Source organism: Peptoniphilus equinus (assembly GCF_027921445.1).
GTDB lineage: Bacteria > Bacillota > Clostridia > Tissierellales > Peptoniphilaceae > Peptoniphilus > Peptoniphilus equinus.
In genome coordinates this window covers 642,061-658,262 of the sequence record NZ_CP115667.1, presented here as the reverse complement: position 1 = coordinate 658,262, position 16,202 = coordinate 642,061, and the positions used below count along the sequence as shown (strand labels likewise).

At 45.2% G+C, this 16,202-nt stretch carries 21 protein-coding genes; all 21 read right to left on the bottom strand.

Annotated features, from left to right (window positions below; all coding sequences use genetic code 11):
- The 21 genes from dpaL to rsxC all read right to left on the bottom strand — a co-directional run bounded on the left by dpaL (position 1) and on the right by rsxC (position 16,120).
- Complete coding sequence (dpaL, locus tag O6R05_RS03240) at positions 1-1,242, bottom strand: diaminopropionate ammonia-lyase (protein ID WP_271192098.1); 1,242 nt, start codon at positions 1,240-1,242, stop codon at positions 1-3.
- Between the two features lie 234 nt (positions 1,243-1,476).
- Complete coding sequence (locus O6R05_RS03235) at positions 1,477-3,213, bottom strand: sigma-54-dependent Fis family transcriptional regulator (RefSeq protein ID WP_271192097.1); 1,737 nt, start codon at positions 3,211-3,213, stop codon at positions 1,477-1,479.
- 100 nt (positions 3,214-3,313) lie between these two features.
- A complete protein-coding gene (locus O6R05_RS03230; RefSeq protein ID WP_271192096.1) occupies positions 3,314-3,619 on the bottom strand; it encodes a CD1247 N-terminal domain-containing protein in 306 nt (101 codons plus the stop codon).
- Positions 3,620-3,633: 14 nt separating this feature from the next.
- Positions 3,634-4,191 (bottom strand): elongation factor P, encoded by a 558-nt coding sequence (gene efp, locus O6R05_RS03225; RefSeq protein WP_271192095.1) that lies wholly within the window; start codon positions 4,189-4,191, stop codon positions 3,634-3,636.
- A gap of 67 nt (positions 4,192-4,258) precedes the next feature.
- Positions 4,259-5,128 (bottom strand): hypothetical protein, encoded by an 870-nt coding sequence (locus O6R05_RS03220; RefSeq protein WP_271192094.1) that lies wholly within the window; start codon positions 5,126-5,128, stop codon positions 4,259-4,261.
- On the bottom strand, positions 5,125-5,625 hold the full coding sequence (locus O6R05_RS03215; protein WP_271192093.1) for a hypothetical protein: 501 nt from the start codon (positions 5,623-5,625) through the stop codon (positions 5,125-5,127). Before O6R05_RS03215 ends, O6R05_RS03220 begins: the two co-directional genes overlap by 4 nt.
- Positions 5,582-5,908 (bottom strand): type II secretion system protein, encoded by a 327-nt coding sequence (locus O6R05_RS03210; protein WP_271192092.1) that lies wholly within the window; start codon positions 5,906-5,908, stop codon positions 5,582-5,584. Before O6R05_RS03210 ends, O6R05_RS03215 begins: the two co-directional genes overlap by 44 nt.
- Positions 5,905-6,312 (bottom strand): pilus assembly FimT family protein, encoded by a 408-nt coding sequence (locus O6R05_RS03205; protein WP_271192091.1) that lies wholly within the window; start codon positions 6,310-6,312, stop codon positions 5,905-5,907. The genes O6R05_RS03210 and O6R05_RS03205 overlap by 4 nt, the downstream gene beginning before the upstream one ends.
- On the bottom strand, positions 6,309-7,271 hold the full coding sequence (locus tag O6R05_RS03200) for a hypothetical protein (protein ID WP_271192090.1): 963 nt from the start codon (positions 7,269-7,271) through the stop codon (positions 6,309-6,311). Before O6R05_RS03200 ends, O6R05_RS03205 begins: the two co-directional genes overlap by 4 nt.
- Positions 7,259-7,765, bottom strand: a complete 507-nt coding sequence (locus O6R05_RS03195; RefSeq protein ID WP_271192089.1) for an SGNH/GDSL hydrolase family protein — start codon at positions 7,763-7,765, stop codon at positions 7,259-7,261. Before O6R05_RS03195 ends, O6R05_RS03200 begins: the two co-directional genes overlap by 13 nt.
- The gene (locus O6R05_RS03190) at positions 7,747-8,766 is read right to left on the bottom strand and encodes a ribonuclease E/G (RefSeq protein ID WP_271192088.1); all 1,020 of its coding nucleotides are present in this window, start codon (positions 8,764-8,766) and stop codon (positions 7,747-7,749) included. Before O6R05_RS03190 ends, O6R05_RS03195 begins: the two co-directional genes overlap by 19 nt.
- Entirely contained in the window at positions 8,763-9,491 is a 729-nt protein-coding gene (gene radC / locus O6R05_RS03185; protein WP_271192087.1) for a RadC family protein, read from the bottom strand. Before radC ends, O6R05_RS03190 begins: the two co-directional genes overlap by 4 nt.
- Positions 9,484-10,062, bottom strand: a complete 579-nt coding sequence (locus tag O6R05_RS03180) for a Maf family protein (protein WP_271192290.1) — start codon at positions 10,060-10,062, stop codon at positions 9,484-9,486. Before O6R05_RS03180 ends, radC begins: the two co-directional genes overlap by 8 nt.
- A gap of 1 nt (position 10,063) precedes the next feature.
- Positions 10,064-10,579: a Gx transporter family protein gene (locus O6R05_RS03175; protein WP_271192086.1), complete on the bottom strand. Its 516-nt coding sequence runs from the start codon at positions 10,577-10,579 to the stop codon at positions 10,064-10,066.
- Positions 10,576-10,959, bottom strand: coding sequence for a NusG domain II-containing protein (locus O6R05_RS03170; RefSeq protein WP_271192085.1), 384 nt, complete (start codon positions 10,957-10,959; stop codon positions 10,576-10,578). Before O6R05_RS03170 ends, O6R05_RS03175 begins: the two co-directional genes overlap by 4 nt.
- A gap of 97 nt (positions 10,960-11,056) precedes the next feature.
- The gene (locus O6R05_RS03165) at positions 11,057-11,977 is read right to left on the bottom strand and encodes an RnfABCDGE type electron transport complex subunit B (protein WP_271192084.1); all 921 of its coding nucleotides are present in this window, start codon (positions 11,975-11,977) and stop codon (positions 11,057-11,059) included.
- A 9-nt stretch (positions 11,978-11,986) separates the two neighbouring features.
- On the bottom strand, positions 11,987-12,565 hold the full coding sequence (rsxA, locus tag O6R05_RS03160; RefSeq protein ID WP_271192083.1) for an electron transport complex subunit RsxA: 579 nt from the start codon (positions 12,563-12,565) through the stop codon (positions 11,987-11,989).
- Positions 12,565-13,164, bottom strand: a complete 600-nt coding sequence (rsxE, locus tag O6R05_RS03155) for an electron transport complex subunit RsxE (RefSeq protein ID WP_271192289.1) — start codon at positions 13,162-13,164, stop codon at positions 12,565-12,567. The genes rsxA and rsxE overlap by 1 nt, the downstream gene beginning before the upstream one ends.
- Positions 13,165-13,173: 9 nt before the next feature.
- Positions 13,174-13,758 carry an FMN-binding protein gene (locus tag O6R05_RS03150; RefSeq protein ID WP_271192082.1) on the bottom strand — a complete coding sequence of 195 codons (585 nt, stop codon included), beginning with the start codon at positions 13,756-13,758 and terminating at the stop codon, positions 13,174-13,176.
- Positions 13,759-14,775 (bottom strand): RnfABCDGE type electron transport complex subunit D, encoded by a 1,017-nt coding sequence (locus O6R05_RS03145; protein WP_271192081.1) that lies wholly within the window; start codon positions 14,773-14,775, stop codon positions 13,759-13,761.
- Between the two features lie 10 nt (positions 14,776-14,785).
- A complete protein-coding gene (gene rsxC / locus O6R05_RS03140; RefSeq protein WP_271192080.1) occupies positions 14,786-16,120 on the bottom strand; it encodes an electron transport complex subunit RsxC in 1,335 nt (444 codons plus the stop codon).
- Positions 16,121-16,202 lie beyond the last annotated feature (82 nt).

Genomic DNA, 16,202 nt, shown 5'->3' with positions numbered 1-16,202 from the left:
TTATCGAATAATGGTGTAATTATAGTTGTCATCGTTAGTGTAATAGCCGTCCCATACAACTTTACGGTAATGTTCAAAATCAGTATCGCCTTCCGTGCTGAACAAAAGAATAACCGAGTTCTCATCCAATTGAAGTTGTTCTTTAATTGACTTAAGATCATCCCGTTGCAGTATCTCAGTGACAACCCCTGTGGTTGCTGCGCCGGATTCGCCGGAGATAATCCGTTGGTCGTCTTTCAACGGATTGCCGAGAACGCGCATACCGCGTGCCGCAGCCTTATCAGGTACAGAGAGAAACGCGTCGGCATAAGAGCTTAATATCGGCCAGCCTACAGTGACCGGTTCTCCACAGGCAAGCCCCGCCATAATGGTATTCATCTCGCCGGTAACGTTGTGAATTTTGCCGTCGTCAGCTTCGGCTGTGATGAAATTGCAATTCGCTTTTTCCGGTTCTACAACGGCAATAAGCGGCTTTTTGTCACCGGTGAGCACAGAGCTGAAAAACCCGGTTACGCCGGTTGCAAAGGAGCCTACGCCCGCTTGAACAAAGATGTGAGTGATGTGCTGTCCCTTTTCAAGAAGTTGATCATAAGCTTCTTTAGCTAATGTGGCATATCCCTGTATAATCCAAGTCGGAATTTTTTCATAGCCTTCCCACGCCGTGTCTTGCACCATGACCCAGCCCTTTTCTTCGGCATATTGGTTGGCAAGGCGCACACAATCGTCATAGTTCAGACCGTCCATAATATCACACTGAGCACCCAACGCACGAATGTTGTCTCTGCGTTCCAATGCGGAGCCGTTCGGCATGATAACCACACACTTTTGATTGAGAGCTTTCGCCGCCCACGCAACACCCCGTCCATGGTTGCCGTCTGTTGCTGTAACAAAAGTAATGTCGCCCAATTGGTCCTTCACGTCTTGAGACGTCAATTTTTCAAAAGGTAAGTCTTCAATGTCCATACCCAGTTTCTCGGCAATGTACTTGCCGATAGCAAACGAACCGCCCAGCACCTTAAAGGCGTTGAGTCCAAAACGATAGGATTCATCTTTGACAAAAATATCCTTGACGCCCAAAAGTGCTGCCAAATTTTTGAGTTCTACAAGCGGTGTCGGCTCATATTGAGGAAAGCTTGCATGAAACTTTTGTGCCGAGGCCGTAATGTCGCTGTTGATAAAATCAAGAGGTGCTTTGTCTTTCTTGCTTACATCGTTTAATACAATTCGATATTGTTCAGCCATGTCAATTCCTTTCTTATTACTGCTGCTTCACCGCAAGTTGATTATGTAAAAAGATCGCTCAACTCGCTTAAGCTACATCCAGCATAACGAGTTTATTGACCGCAATTAAAAAAATTATCAATATGATAGATAATATCATATTGATAATTTTTCGAAAGCATTGATTTACTCATGTTTTAAATTGTTTTCTCAAATTGATAATACTAAATTTCCTTTTATATGGTAATTTGCCAATTACTCAGTCAAATTATAGGCCTTAAGTTTTCGGTAGAGCGTCGCTATCCCGATCCCTAATGCCTCGGCAGCTTTCGCCTTTCCCGCCGTGGTATGACCATAAAAGTCCAACGCTTTTTTTATCTCTAGGGTTTCCAAGGCTTCAATCGTTTGAATTGCGTCCTGCTGTTCATGAAAGACATTGAGATGCTGCATATTTTCCGGCAGATCTCTCTTGTGAATAATGCCGTCTTCCATCATATTGACCATGTATTCCACCACATTCTCAAGTTCACGAATATTCCCCGGCCATCTGTAGCCTCGAATGATAATCTGCACTTCTTTGTCCATCCGACGAAAAACTTTGCCGAAAAGTTCAGTATACTTACCGATATAGAATGCCACTAAGTCGTCAATATCTTGAGGGCGTTCACGAAGCGGTTTGATCTCCAGTGGAATGACGCTAATGCGGTAGTAAAGATCATCTCGAAATTTATTTTGTTTGATAAGCTCTTTGAGGTCCTGATTGGTGGCTGTGATGAGACGCACATCCAAAGGGATGATCTGATTGGATCCGATTCGCTGAATCTGGTGTTCCTCAATGACACGCAGGAGCTTTGACTGTAAATACAGTGGCATATTGCCAATCTCATCCAAAAAAAGTACGCCCTTGTTGGCAAGTTCGAACTTGCCAACACGTCCTTCCGAATCACTCCCTTCCGATGCCCCCTTGACGTAACCGAAGAGATCGTACTCCAAGATGTTTTCTGGTACCGACGCACAGTTGACAGCGACAAAGCGCTCATCCTTGCGATTGGAACTTTGCCAAATAGCCGAAGCAACCAGCTCTTTACCGGTTCCCGACTCGCCTGTCACGAGAACCGCCGAAGTGGACTTTGAAACTTTTAAGATGTCACGTTTCAGGTTTTGTATAGCTTCGCTGCTGCCCAAAATGCTGTCCATATTGGCTGAAGTGACTTGGTTGGTGATACTATAGATACTGGACTTCAACTTCCCCATATCTCTGAAAAGAATGATTTTAAAATATTGCATCTGGTCGTCAAAGGTAATGATTTTGCCGATGACGGTCGAGACTCGCTCACCAATTTTAATAATAAATTCATCCGCCCCACTTAAACTGTCTCCCGTTTTATTGATGGTGATCTTGTCTTTGTCAATAATCTTTTTTATGCCCAGTTGTTGCTTGGCTGATTGGTTAATAATTTGAATTTCACTTTTATCATCGATGACAATAGCACCCTCCTCCATACTTCGCACCAGGACTTCAAACATATTGAGCATGGAGGACTTGTCCTGATAGTCTAAAATGGTGGTGTATTCGGCCGCAATAAAATCCGCCGTTTGTTTAACGATGGTTGCGAAGAGATCCAAATCTGCAGATAACAGGGGCGCCAACTCATCTTGTATCGTACTGCCTAAAATCCCTTCCACTTTACCCGCAATGATGATCGGTGATGCGATCAACGCTGTAAAGTTGCTGTGTTGAAAGACCGGACACCGCGTCACTAACGGATCATGTCTCGCATCATAGACCACGATTTGTTTTTTTGTTTCCATGGCTTTTTGATAACTGAGGGGTATTAACTCAAAAGTCTTGCCAATATCATCTTGAAATGCACCCTGTCCGCAAATCCGTCGGATACTTCTGTCGATAAGCTCCACATCGCCGCCGCCAATGTCAGCGAGCATTTTCACGTACTTGTCCGCTTCATGTTTTATGAGATTTAAGTCCTGCATACACAACCTCCATAGCTCTATTTTACCGACAATTTACGCACCCGTCACCTAATTTCTGCAATTAAAAAGCTACCTTAACGGTAGCTTCATTAACAGCGGTTTAGTCGTCGCCTTCCACTTCATCATTGTCATCATCAAAAAAGATGTCATCGTAGATGTCATAATCATCATCCAGATAATCATCATCGTCGTCATCATATACATAGTCTTCCAACTCAGACAAATCATCATCTAGAAGATCTAAATATTCATCCACTTCTTCTTGCTGAGCTGCAATTTCATCCACAAGCTCACCAAGAACATCGATTAATTCGACAAGGATTTTGCCTTCTTTGGATGCAGTATCAATCTCTGCACCTTCTGCCAAGCCTTCAAGATATGCAATACGTGCCATTAAGTTTTCCATAGTACCTCCTTAGATTAAACTCTGGACATATACTCGCCGGTTCTGGTATCGATACGGATCACATCGCCCATGTTGACAAAGAGGGGCACATTCAGTGTGAATCCTGTTTCAACAGTTGCCGGTTTATTGCCGCCGGAAGACGTATCGCCTTTGACACCAGGTTCCGTTTCAGTCACTTCCAACTCAACAAAGTTTGCAGGTGAAACTCTAAACGGTTTGCCGTCATAGAAGTTGATGGTTGCTATGTCATTTTCTCTCATAAAGTTTAATGCTTCGTCCACTATATCTTTACCCATTGGAATTTGTTCATAGGTCTCATTGTCCATAAAATAATAAAGTTCGCCATCATTGTAAAGATATTGCATTTCTTTAGTAAGAATGGTAGCATTTTCAAATTTTTCAGATGGGTTAAACGTGGTTTCTTTTGCGCCGCCGGTAAGTACAGATTTAATTTTCGCGCGCACAAAGGCTGCTCCTTTGCCCGGTTTTACGTGTTGGAATTCAACGACTTGATACACATCGCCATCCATAACAAACGTAACACCCTTTCTAAAATCCCCTGCTGATATCATATTTACCTCCTAAAATTTCTCTCTGTGTCTCATTATAGCATAATGCGAAAAGCCGATACATCTTTTTTTACAAGCTCCACGGACTGGTGCGGCGAAGCGTTGGTCGGTAATAATCAACCAAATGACCTTTGACGCTTTGTATCTCATAGAAACTGTAGGTGACATCCAAGTTATTCTCTCCATAGCCTTTCGGATTCAAAACGATGCCCGAGATCTGAAGCATCCCGCCACAACTGACCACATCGCCGTTCATATAGAGCAGACCGTGGAGACGACTATTCCCTTCTATGCTCAGATTAGCCACATCCAAAACTCCATAGATGTCGCCGTCTAGTATCGTTAAACTGCCTGCTCGTTGTTCAAAATATGGATAGCTGTTATGCATTTGCTCCACAGGCTCCAACATCCCCTCGGCATTCTTGCGCAAGATCGTGATGTAATACCCTTCTCCCCGCATATACAAATCTTCATCCGGCAATAGATAGCTTTTAGTCTCACGTTTAAATGGATGGTCCAGTGCTGTGACTTCACTGACGGGCCACACTCTCGGACTGATAACGCCCAGACCCTTCGTATACATAGGATGAATCAACGTCCCCGAACCGAAATAGCTGGCTTCAATGTCTTTATACGTTACCTTGGCTTCCATAACAAAATCACTTTGGTGTTGTCGCGTGACGGTAACTGTCGCCGATGTGCCTAAAACTGACGGATGAAAATCCATCTCGCCGTTGGACATAATCGCCTCACCTTGGTGTTTTACCTCTTCCATCGCCACTTGGATGGCAGATTCAGCTATGAGATCACCCTGCACCGTCTCCAAATGCCTTGAAAGCACACGACCGTGCTCCACATTAGCATCAAAAAAGTAACTGACGGCAATAAGGACAATCGCAAACACGAGCACAACACTGAGCAATGCAAATCCTCGTTTCATGGTATATCCTCTTGAGCCGTTTGTGCCGACAACGGTGTGACGTCAATCTCGATGCGGCGGGATATATTATTTTCCAAGGTAACCTCCATCGTGACAAAACCTTCCTTTAACGTTTGAGTGAAATAGGCCACACCATCTAACAGCACGTTGTTTCCGAAAGTATCTTTCCTTTTTTGTGTACTTTTTAAAAGTTTTCTGCCACTGAGATGATAGTGAACCTCTCTGCCATAAGCGCCATTCTCGTTCTTATCAAAGCCTAAAGTTAAACGACCTCCGATCACAGCTACACCTTCTGCCGATTTAACTTCCTGCCGCACATAGCGTTCAAAAAAATAGAGTTCACTTTGTCCGTTATCTAAAACCGCAAGCCTCTCACTGCTTTTTAGCGTAGCAAAGAGCACACCTCCAATGACACTCATCACAAGTACCAAAAGACCCATGCTGACAGTCAGTTCAATGAGCGTAAAGGCTGGTGTTGATAATTTTTTTGAGCTCATATGTATCCTCTTTTACTGTAATGGTGACTAAGTTGCCGTCGGTTTGTGTAGTGACAACAATGCCGTCGTAAGACTGCGGTGCCGTGTGATGTAATACGGCGTAACTCGCCGCTTCCAACGCATTCTCCAAGGTATTGTACGTGTTATAAACAGCGCCAATGTCCTTTTGAGAAGCCGTGGCCGCTTCAAACCCATGTAACAGCACCGAGCCCACCACGGTTAACAGTCCAATGGCGATGATCAGTTCGATTAATGTAAACCCTTTATATGGCTTTATGGTCATAGTTTGGTTGTCACCTTCCCCGTCACCGGCGCAATAGTAATGACGATGGACTGTCCTTGATAAGTTATCGTCAACGTACGTGCTTTCCCCTCAATAGAAGGAATGCCATACTTGTTAAACTGTAAATCCTCGCTGACATTGGAGGTAAGATGCATACCTTGAGGCAACCTATACGGCCCCTGCCCTTGGACGGTGTAACCGTCTTCTCTAAAGCTTACAGAAACCGTCGAACGGGTGGCTACGGCGGTACTTCGGGCAGTTCGAATACGTCTTGCCAAAGCACGTGTTTCAGTGCGATGCTGATAGGCGCTTACCGCTTTAAAATTAAGGCCTACAGCACTTACCAGTAACCCCATAATGCCAAGGACCAACACCAGCTCAATCAGTGTAAAGCCTCGTTTCATTGTCCGCTCCAAAGTTTGAACTCCAAGATGCCCAGATCTGCCGAGGGCAAATACAGATGAAGTGATCCGGTATGGTTAAAAAAGTGCGGTGTGTTAATAGCTACCGTGTCGTTATCCGCTGTCTCCAACACTGCCGACGTCAGATCACTTATAATTTCGACTTTTAATTGTGCAATATCCTTTAACTTCTCCACAATAAAAGTCAGTTCCACATCCTCGTTCGCCGTATATTCCACACTAAAGCCGCCGTCTTGGGCACTGATTAAGGCAAGCGTGGTGCCCTCGTAGGAGATATCTTCTGCGCTTAAAACTACCGGCGTCCACGTGATCTCAGCCTCAGGTTGTGAGGTTGAATTGGGCACCACTGTTTCGAGTGCAGCTTTGACAGCTTTTTGTCCTTCACCTGACGGCGAGGCAAGATAAGAGGAAGGTATAGACGCCGGGTCTGCCACGGGTGTGGAGACAGGGGCAGACACCGTAGGTACAGGATTCTGAACCAACGGTGGCGTGACAGGCACGTCACCTTGAACAATAGTTGGCAGAATTGACTTAGTAGAGTTAAAGCTCAGATGCACGTTATATCTATCCACACCTTTAATGATGTCTCCCTGATCATAAGAGACGTAGTTTCCCATACCCGATAGCTTCATCGCACTTTGAATCGGCAAAGCGAATTGCAACGTTGACGTACCGTTAGATGACAAAAAAGCTGCTCCGGGATAGGCCGCAAGAAAGCCATCCACATCGTACCGACTTTGCGGCACCTGTTGTTCCATAGCCAAGCGTTTAGCTTCACTCGCCGCTTGTTGATGAGCAAGCTTCGCCGTTTGAATCCCGAGAATTTGCGGTGAAAAAAACACAGAGTAAATACCAAATTCCAAAATCAACACAACAAGGATATACAGCAGTGTTCGTTCCCGCTTGCTGAACTGCTTTAACCTGACCTTTATCGATTCCATAGTCCCTCCAAGTATGCCGTAAATAGTCTTCGCATGGTATTATGAATGGCTTGGGTGGGATGAATGCCGTCTATAGTCACAGGCTGTATACGACTGTAGAAATCGATCATAGCCACCCCCTCTTCCAATAACGCCCGGCGAAGGGCCGCGAGTTTTCGATTAATTCCTGTCGGATTGAAAATGTAAAGCAACTCACTCTCCTCAACACCAACAGGCATCATGATCACATGGCATGGCACCATGATCCGCATACGGTGATAAGCATCCAGCACATCCGCCACTGAACGTCCGGCTAAAAAATCATTGATCCCACAATAGGTAAAGAGCACGTCAATCTCCCCCATACCTCGTATCTTGGCAAGGACATCAGTGGTCGTCGCACCGTTTATGCCCTGTATGACCAGCTCATCACGCCCCGGCACATACGCAAAGCTCTTCCCGCCGATGCCGTACCCGTTAACAATAGAGTCTCCTATCACTGCGATTCGCGCCATAAGTCAAAAAACGTCTTTCCTGTATTTTTTCGTGCCACTTCCACCAATCCCAGCTCGGTGAAGCCGTAAACACGTGTATTAAAATCGCTAAAACCCCGTTTTAGAATTTTGAGGAGCTGATAATCTTTCGATCTGCCTACAAAATCAATCAAAATAACACCGGAGAGATTGCGCCGTTCAATTTCGCGAGGGATACACTCAGCTGCTTGTCTATTTACCGTCCTGTTTAACTTCCCGTGAGACAAGGTCGCTGCGGCAGTGTTCACATCAATGGTGTGAAGCGCTGACGTCCGTTCAAACTTTAAAAATCCTTGTTCCATCTCCACACGAGACGCAGCTAAAGCTATCAATTTAGAATAGAGTTCATGAGTCTTATAACTGAAATGCGCATCATAAACCCCACCACTATTAAGGACCGTCGTCAAATCGGAATCATTGTGATACACAGGTTTCCCTATCCAGTCTTGATAAAACAGAGGTGTATAGAGTTGTTGAATCGGTGGCAGACGGTGACGCTCCAATTCAAAAGCCTGGAGTGTAGTACGAAGGCTACGGTATTCATCAATCAACTTGTCATCCGACAATGCCCCGGCTTCAGTGCGAAAGAGCACACCCTCCATAGCCTCATTGTCAGCAAGACTCAAAAGCCGCATCTTATCCTCACCATGTAACTTGCCTGAGACCTTTCGAATCCTGTTGTCGAAGACTACCATGCTTCGACCTGTAAGACTCAGACGCTGAGTCCCTCTGAACGCTTTCTCTTCTTCTCTCGGATCGCCGATGATTTGCACAAGAAGGCTCTCCCCTTCATGAGGTGCCACCTCTTCATCTAAAAAGACTTGAGTGTCTCCAAGAGTCACAAAGGTAAACGGTCCCACCTTCTTCTCAATACGGCCTCGCCAAATACTGCCAAGAAGGCTTCTTGTTTCAAAAATGCGTTCAATATTACCGTCCTGGTCAACGTCCACTGCAAAGGGATAGTTCTTATCATAATAAATCATAAGTCACCATGTTCACTAAAACTGTAGTAAGAGCCCCCGGCAATGATCACATGATCCACCACTTCTATGCCGAGCAGTTTGCCACATTCGACCATGCGCCGAGTGAGGATCCGATCTTCTCGAGACGGTGTAGGATCTGCAGAAGGATGATTATGTAGAAGAATGATGGTATGGGCACCGTGAGCCACCGCAGCTTGAAATACTTCCCTGGGGTGAACAACCGTACAGTCCAAAGAACCTTTCGAAATGGTTTTAAGGAGCTCTAATTCCTTTTTCGTATTTAAAATCGCAATGCGAAACTCCTCCACTTTCAACGCAGACATATCGTGCCTCACATAGCGTGCGATATCCTTTGGCGACGTAATTTGGGCTTTGGTAAAAATCGACTCGTGAGCCATACGATCTCCAAGACTGACTGCCGCTTTAATCATGCATGCTTTACTAAGACCAATGCCTTTTACTCGTAAAAGCTCGGGCAGTGTGATATCTCGAAGTGCAAATAATCCATGTCGCTCTCTTCCCTCGGCATCCGGTCGGGATGAAAGATTCAACACCTCTTGAGCTAACTCCACCACCGTTTTATTTGCCGAACCGGTCCGTATAATAAGTGCCAAAAGCTCGGCATTTGACAGCGCCTCGGCACCAAGTTTTAAAAGTTTTTCCTGTGGGCGGTCTTCTTCCGGCATATCTTTCAAAATAAAACGTGTTTTGACCGGCTCATCCATGAGACACCTCGTAACAATCAACCTGAAACTCATCTCTCAACGTCGCCAATGTCTTTGCAATAGGTAGGCCCACCACATTAAAAAAATCACCGTCTATGCTGTGAACTAACGCCGCGCCGTAACCCTGTATCCCGTAAGCGCCCGCCTTATCCTTATACTCTTGGGTATCCAAATACCATTCAATATCCGCCTTGGAAAGTTCACGAAATCTCACGTGCGTCACACTATAAAATATGTGTTTTATATTCTTTTCGAGATTGAGGATAGCCACGCCGCTGTAAACTTGGTGTGTCGTTCCGGAGAGTGCCTCAAGCATAGCTCTAGCCTCATCTCTAGTGCGAGGTTTCCCCAACTTCTCGCCATAGTACACAATGGTATCCGCACCGATCACAATAGCGCGCGGGTGACTCAGCGCGACGCTTTTTGCCTTGGCAAACGCCAAGCTCATCACATTGACTTCCGGCGCAAAGTCTGCATCGTACCTCTCATCATAATTACTGGTTATACACTGCACATTTAAAAACTTTCCTAAAAGCTCTCGCCGCCGAGGAGACTGGGACGCTAAAATCACACTATTCAACAAAACGCTCCTTAAAAGTCACACGTAGATTTTTGACTACAAAATCAGCACCAATGCCTACAAAATAACCGGTAAAAAGACCGATTATCAATAACACAGGAAGGTAGTAAATCATATTGGCAGACGACAACACCAACATAGCGGCAAGAATTTGACCGATATTGTGAAAAGCCGACCCTAACAGGCTGATACCTACCGTAGATAAAAATTTGGACAGATATCGTTTTGCCAACACCATCACTACGGTACTGAGCAATGTCCCTGTGAGTGAAAAAACAAAACTTGTTACGGCACCGGTGACTAACATCAGCATTAACGATTTTAAAATCGCCACAATAAATCCTTCTTTACTTCCAAAAAAAAGTATCGTCACCAAAACCACCACGTTGGACAAGCCGAGTTTCGCTCCGGGTATGGGCACCGGCATCGGAATCATCCGCTCAAAGAGACCAATGACAAGTCCCAACGCAACTAAAAGGCCGATAAAAACCATCGTTCGATTTTTCAATGGAGCACCACATCCACATCATTGCCTGGCGCTTGCGGAGGTGCCAGCACGGTAAGCACTAAGCGATTGGGTAGACAGACAATGGTCTCATTGCTCTTTGAAATTGCCGGCATATGCATACACAACTGATCCCGACAGTCGGAATGACTCATGTGCACCTTGCCATTTTCAATGACAAATGCGTTGTGTCCGTATTTATTATTAATTTCAATAGTTTTGCCTTCATTATCTTTGATGGAGTAACGCCCCACTTGCTTCCCATCCACCTGGACCACAACGTCGTTAGCCGTCGATGCCACGAGAGTGTTTTGACCAAACCAGGTGATGGTCAGCGCTGTTACGAGAATACCGAAGACAACTAAAAAATCTCCCTTTTTCATAAGTCACCTCAATAAAATTATAACATATCAAACCTTGTTCGTTCCCATAAAAAAAGTAGATACCCTAAAGTATCCACTTTTTTCTTACCTTATAAAGTTAAGCCTTAACTTCCTCTTTAGCAGCCTCAGCTCTGGCAGCTTCAGCAGCTTGTTTTGCTGCAAGGGCTTCTTGTTTTTTCTTTTCCGCTTGAGCTTTCTTTGCAGCTTTAATCTTTTCAACCTTCTCAGGATATTCAGTGCCGATGGCTGAAGTTGGACACACGGAAGCGCAAATGCCGCAATTGATACACTTTTCATAGTCAATTTTCGCCAAATTGTTTTCCACGTGAATCGCATCTTTCGGACAGTTCTTTTCGCAGAGGCCACATGCGATACATCCGGTCTTGCAATAGGTGCGTACGTCCTTACCTGGATCGTTGGAGTGACATTCCACCACAGTTTGAGCTTTGTATGGCACTAAGTCAATAATATTCTTAGGACAAATTTCAATACATTTCATACAAGCTACGCAGTTCGGCTTTTCAACCTTGGCAATGCCATCAACCAGGTGAATGGCGTCAAATTCGCAAACACTGACGCAAGAACCGCCACCAACACAACCGAAGCTGCAGGCCTTTGATCCCTTTTGGAAATCACTGATGAGGCGACAATCTTGAAGACCTTCATAGCGATATTTATTCTTAGCGTTCTCACACGTCCCTTGACAAAGGACATTGGCAACTTTACGCTCAACATCGCCAGCGTTTACGCCCATAACTTGGGCCACGTTGTCTGCGGTCTCTTTGCCTCCGATCACACATCCCGTGACCGGTGCACTGCCTTCAGCAATGGCATTGGCAAGACCGTCACAACCGGGAAATCCGCAGGCGCCGCAGTTGGCTCCCGGCAGACAATTTCTAACGGCAATAACCCGTTCATCAACTTCAACGGCAAAAACTTTCGATGCAATAGAGAGCAGGATACCGAAAAGCGCACCGGTAATTCCAAGCGCAACAATAGGTAGTAATATTGTTTCCATAAGTACCTCCTATACCAATCCGGCAAAGCCAGAGAATGCCAATGCCATAAGTCCCGCACTGATAAGCGCAATCGGCACACCTTGAAGTGCCTTAGGGACGTTGGCATATTGAAGCCGTTCACGCAGGGCTGCCATAAGAATAAGAGCAATGGTAAAACCCACTGAAGCACCGAAACCGCTAATGACAGTTTCGACTAAGTTATAGCCGTTTTGCACGTTAAGTACAGTAACCCCCAGTACCATACAGTTGGTCGTAATCAGAGGCAGGAAAACACCCATGGCCGTGTAGAGGGATGGTGACAACTTTTTAATAACCATCTCCACAAATTGTACCAGCGATGCAATAACAAGAATAAAGATAATTGTTTGTAAATATTCCAGACCAAATTGGTTTAAAAGGAAAGTTTGCAGCAGCCAAGTCACTGCAGAAGCAATGACAACAACGAAGGTTACCGCAACACCCATGCCGGTTGCCGTTTCCACTTTGGATGAAACGCCAAGGAAAGGACAAATGCCGAGGAACTGGGCAAAAATGTAGTTGTTAACCAAGATGGTTGAAATCAGTATGGTAATAATGGATCCTAACATTAGTCACCCTTCTTTCTGGACAATAACAGTTTGTAACCGGCAATATAAAATCCGAGGAGGATAAATGCCCCGGCAGGAGCGCCCATAAGGCCAATGCCTGGATAAGATTCTGGTAAGATCTGTACATCCAGCAGCGTCCCGTAACCTAAAAGCTCGCGAACCAGACCCATAGCGACAACAGCCATCATATAACCGATCCCGGTGCCCAAACCGTCCACAAGAGATGGAATGAGTTTGTTTTTATAGGCAAAACCTTCCGCTTCGCCAAGGATGCAGCAGTTTACAACGATCAGCGGAAGAAAAATTCCAAGCGCGTCGTAAATAGGTGGGAAAAATGCTTGAAGCACCATTTGAACAATAGTTACAAAAGTCGCAATAACGACGATAAAGCATGGAATCCGAATCTTATCAGGAATAATACCTCGCAAAATCGATACCACACCGTTGCTCATGATAAGTACAAAAGTTACGGCAATTCCCATGGCAATAGCACTCATCAACGAATTGGTAATAGCCAGCACCGAACACAACCCGATCATTTGAATGAATACAGGGTTGTTTTTAAACACAGCATTAAAAAATACTTTGGATAATTTCATCATAACCCCCTATTCACTTTTTAAAACGTTGTTGTAGGCTTGAAGGGCAATATTCACCCCGCGGGCCACACCCTTAGACGTAACCGTTGCACCGGAAATCTGAAGGATTTCAGTTTCTGCTTGAGGATTGGTGCTAATGGTCAGCTCCCCTGCCGCAGACTTGCCTTCATATGAGGTGTAGTACGGTTCATCTTGAATTTGCGTCCCGAAACCTTTTGTTTCCGCATTCACAATATTTCTGAATCCGAGGATTTGATCCCCTTCACGTTTAATACCGATTGCATTGGTCATATTGCCGCCATAACCGCCGGCAATGAAATTAATACCGTATCCAATCGGTTGACCACCTTTAGTGGCAACAAAGACAGCATCCACTTCAGGATACGTGGCTTGAAGCGCAGCAAGTTTTGTCTCATCATAGACTTCAAAGCCGTCCGCTTCATCTCCGAAAATAGTTTCATAGGAATCCAAAGTGGCTTGAAGTTGAGCTTTAGCGATAACATCTGCGGTTTGTCCGTTGACAAAAGCGAGCAGGCCGGCACTGATGGCGCAAAACATAAGTAAAATTAAACCGAATTTAATTGGCTCTTTCATTTATTTCGCCTCCCCATATGCTTCTGTACGTGTTAAACGATCGATAAGCGGTGTACATACATTCATCAGAGCAATAGCATAAGAAACCCCTTCCGGCAGCGATGCCTTGGTACGGATAACGGCAGTGACCACCCCGCAACCGATGGCAAAAATAATTTTGCCCTTCACATTAATAGGCGACGAAGCATAATCCGTTGCCATAAAGAAAGCTCCAAGAATCAATCCGCCGCCGAGAATGTGATATGGCAGATATTCAACGGGCACACCTGCAATGACCAATACTACTGCTGTCGTCGCAATATAGACCACCGGAATAAGCGGTGACATCACCTTTCGCACGATGAGATAGAGTGCACCTATAAGTAGAAGAATAGCCGATGTTTCACCAATAACACCACCAATATTGCCGGTAGCCATATCCATAAGACTTGGCAGTTGCTCGTAAGTACCGGCTTTTAGCATTCCTAGCGGCGTGGCATAAGCTACAGCATCTGCAGACGCGCTGCTTACAGCCCACGCATCATTAACTACCAGTTGACCACCGTTTTTGACCATTTCCGGACTGACATAATCAGTCATGAGCTTGGCCCAGGAAGCCATAATGACGATACGTGCTCCAATAGCAGGATTCATAAAGTTGGATCCGATACCGCCAAAGCATTCTTTAATAACTATAATAGCAAATGCCGAACCAAAAGCAGCCATCCACCACGGTGCCGTAGCAGGCAAGTTAAAAGCGATAAGAATCCCGGTGACCACGGCAGAGAGATCTCCGATGCGCACTTCTTTTTTCATCGCTTTTTGGAAAATAAATTCAGCTAAAACACAGGATGCGACACACACTGCCATGAGCATGGCGGCGTTCATACCGAAGAAGTAAATACTGCCTGCCATTGCCGGTACAAGGGCAATAATCACATCGCGCATAATTTTCTGTGTTGTATCGTTACTCCGTACGTGAGGGGCAAGTGATACAAAGCGTTCCGAAACTGTAGGATTTTGTTTTGTATTATCCATAATTCCCTCCCTAGTTTTTAGCTTTCATAGCTTGCATTTTGATTTCTCGCTTTGCAAGTTTGACGGACGGTGCCAGAGTACGTTTAGCAGGGCAGACAAAAGAGCAAATGCCGCATTCCATACATTGGTCCGCATGAAGCTCAGCGCAGTACTCAACGTCCTCTTTTAAAATTGCACTGTTGATCGTCGTCGGATTGATATGTGCCGGACAGTGATCCACGCACCGCGAACAACGAATACAAGGCGATTCGTCTTCCAATTGCATTTCTTCTGCAGAGAGGGCGAGAAGACCGGATGTCGTTTTCGTAATAGGACTTTGCATATCGAAGACGCTTTTGCCCGTCATCGGACCGCCACAGACAATTTCCACCGCATTGTCATTTAAACCGCCTGCAAAGTCGATAATGTCTTGAACCGGTGTACCAACTTTAACCAAGAGATTCTTCGGCTCTTTAATGCCGGCACCACTTACAGTAATCACCCGTTCATAGGACGATTTACCTTCCACAACCGCTTCATAGAAAGCAAGCGTGGTACCCACATTGGTTAAAAACACACCCACATCATTGGTCACCCCGTTTTGAGGCACGATACGACCAACGACAGCTTCTGAAAGCCGCTTAGAATCGCCCTGCGGATACTTAGTCTGACAGCTGACCACTTTCAAATTCTTAAACCGCGGCGTCGCTGCAATCACTTCATTCATCCGTTTAATGGCGTCCGGCTTATTTTCTTCAATGGCCATATACGACACATTTGGATTGTAGAAGTTCGCAAAAATTTTAAGACCTTCCAAAATCTCTGCCGTCTTCTCAAGCATAATGCGATGATCGCAGGTCAGGTAGGGCTCACACTCCGCCCCGTTGATAATGCATTCGTCCAAAGGCACTTGACCTTTCAGCTTGGCATGAAGAGGAAATCCGGCGCCCCCCATTCCCACAAGACCCATCTTCTTTGTGAAGTCGACAAAGTCATCCACCGGAAGACTGTCATAATTAGAAATAGGATTTGGAGTTTGAGCTTCATTCATGCCATCGTTTTCAATGACAACGCAGTCACAAAACCGTCCATCAGCCGTATACATCTTTTTGATTTCCAGCACCGTGCCGGAAACGGAAGCATGCACATCACTTGAAATAAATGCATCGCTCGTACCAACGGTTTGACCCATAAGCACCCTATCCCCTTTTTGAACCGTTGGAGTACATGGGGCTCCAATATGCTGGCTCATAGGAATATAGACTACCTTAGGTTCAGGTAATCGCTGGATTGGCGATGATTCACTAAGTCCTTTGTGTTCATCCATATGTACACCGCCCACTTTAAAAGTGAGATTCGAACTCATTTAATTCACCTCGTATTCAATATTGATAAATACATAACATACTTTATTTATTATAGCATTTAATAGAAATCATTGCTATGAA

Excerpts from the sequence above, each read along its gene's own strand:
- rsxA (WP_271192083.1), bottom strand. The coding sequence starts at position 12,565 with ATGTTAGGATCCATTATTACCATACTGATTTCAACCATCTTGGTTAAC.
- O6R05_RS03230 (WP_271192096.1), bottom strand. The coding sequence starts at position 3,619 with ATGGAAAACTTAATGGCACGTATTGCATATCTTGAAGGCTTGGCAGAA.
- rsxE (WP_271192289.1), bottom strand. The coding sequence starts at position 13,164 with ATGAAATTATCCAAAGTATTTTTTAATGCTGTGTTTAAAAACAACCCT.
- O6R05_RS03170 (WP_271192085.1), bottom strand. The coding sequence starts at position 10,959 with ATGAAAAAGGGAGATTTTTTAGTTGTCTTCGGTATTCTCGTAACAGCG.
- O6R05_RS03200 (WP_271192090.1), bottom strand. The coding sequence starts at position 7,271 with ATGGAATCGATAAAGGTCAGGTTAAAGCAGTTCAGCAAGCGGGAACGA.
- O6R05_RS03215 (WP_271192093.1), bottom strand. The coding sequence starts at position 5,625 with ATGAGCTCAAAAAAATTATCAACACCAGCCTTTACGCTCATTGAACTG.
- efp (WP_271192095.1), bottom strand. The coding sequence starts at position 4,191 with ATGATATCAGCAGGGGATTTTAGAAAGGGTGTTACGTTTGTTATGGAT.
- O6R05_RS03205 (WP_271192091.1), bottom strand. The coding sequence starts at position 6,312 with ATGAAACGAGGCTTTACACTGATTGAGCTGGTGTTGGTCCTTGGCATT.
- O6R05_RS03145 (WP_271192081.1), bottom strand. The coding sequence starts at position 14,775 with ATGGATAATACAAAACAAAATCCTACAGTTTCGGAACGCTTTGTATCA.
- O6R05_RS03235 (WP_271192097.1), bottom strand. The coding sequence starts at position 3,213 with ATGCAGGACTTAAATCTCATAAAACATGAAGCGGACAAGTACGTGAAA.
- O6R05_RS03190 (WP_271192088.1), bottom strand. The coding sequence starts at position 8,766 with ATGATTTATTATGATAAGAACTATCCCTTTGCAGTGGACGTTGACCAG.
- O6R05_RS03220 (WP_271192094.1), bottom strand. The coding sequence starts at position 5,128 with ATGAAACGAGGATTTGCATTGCTCAGTGTTGTGCTCGTGTTTGCGATT.
- dpaL (WP_271192098.1), bottom strand. The coding sequence starts at position 1,242 with ATGGCTGAACAATATCGAATTGTATTAAACGATGTAAGCAAGAAAGAC.
- radC (WP_271192087.1), bottom strand. The coding sequence starts at position 9,491 with ATGGATGAGCCGGTCAAAACACGTTTTATTTTGAAAGATATGCCGGAA.
- rsxC (WP_271192080.1), bottom strand. The coding sequence starts at position 16,120 with ATGAGTTCGAATCTCACTTTTAAAGTGGGCGGTGTACATATGGATGAA.
- O6R05_RS03210 (WP_271192092.1), bottom strand. The coding sequence starts at position 5,908 with ATGACCATAAAGCCATATAAAGGGTTTACATTAATCGAACTGATCATC.
- O6R05_RS03150 (WP_271192082.1), bottom strand. The coding sequence starts at position 13,758 with ATGAAAGAGCCAATTAAATTCGGTTTAATTTTACTTATGTTTTGCGCC.
- O6R05_RS03195 (WP_271192089.1), bottom strand. The coding sequence starts at position 7,765 with ATGGCGCGAATCGCAGTGATAGGAGACTCTATTGTTAACGGGTACGGC.
- O6R05_RS03165 (WP_271192084.1), bottom strand. The coding sequence starts at position 11,977 with ATGGAAACAATATTACTACCTATTGTTGCGCTTGGAATTACCGGTGCG.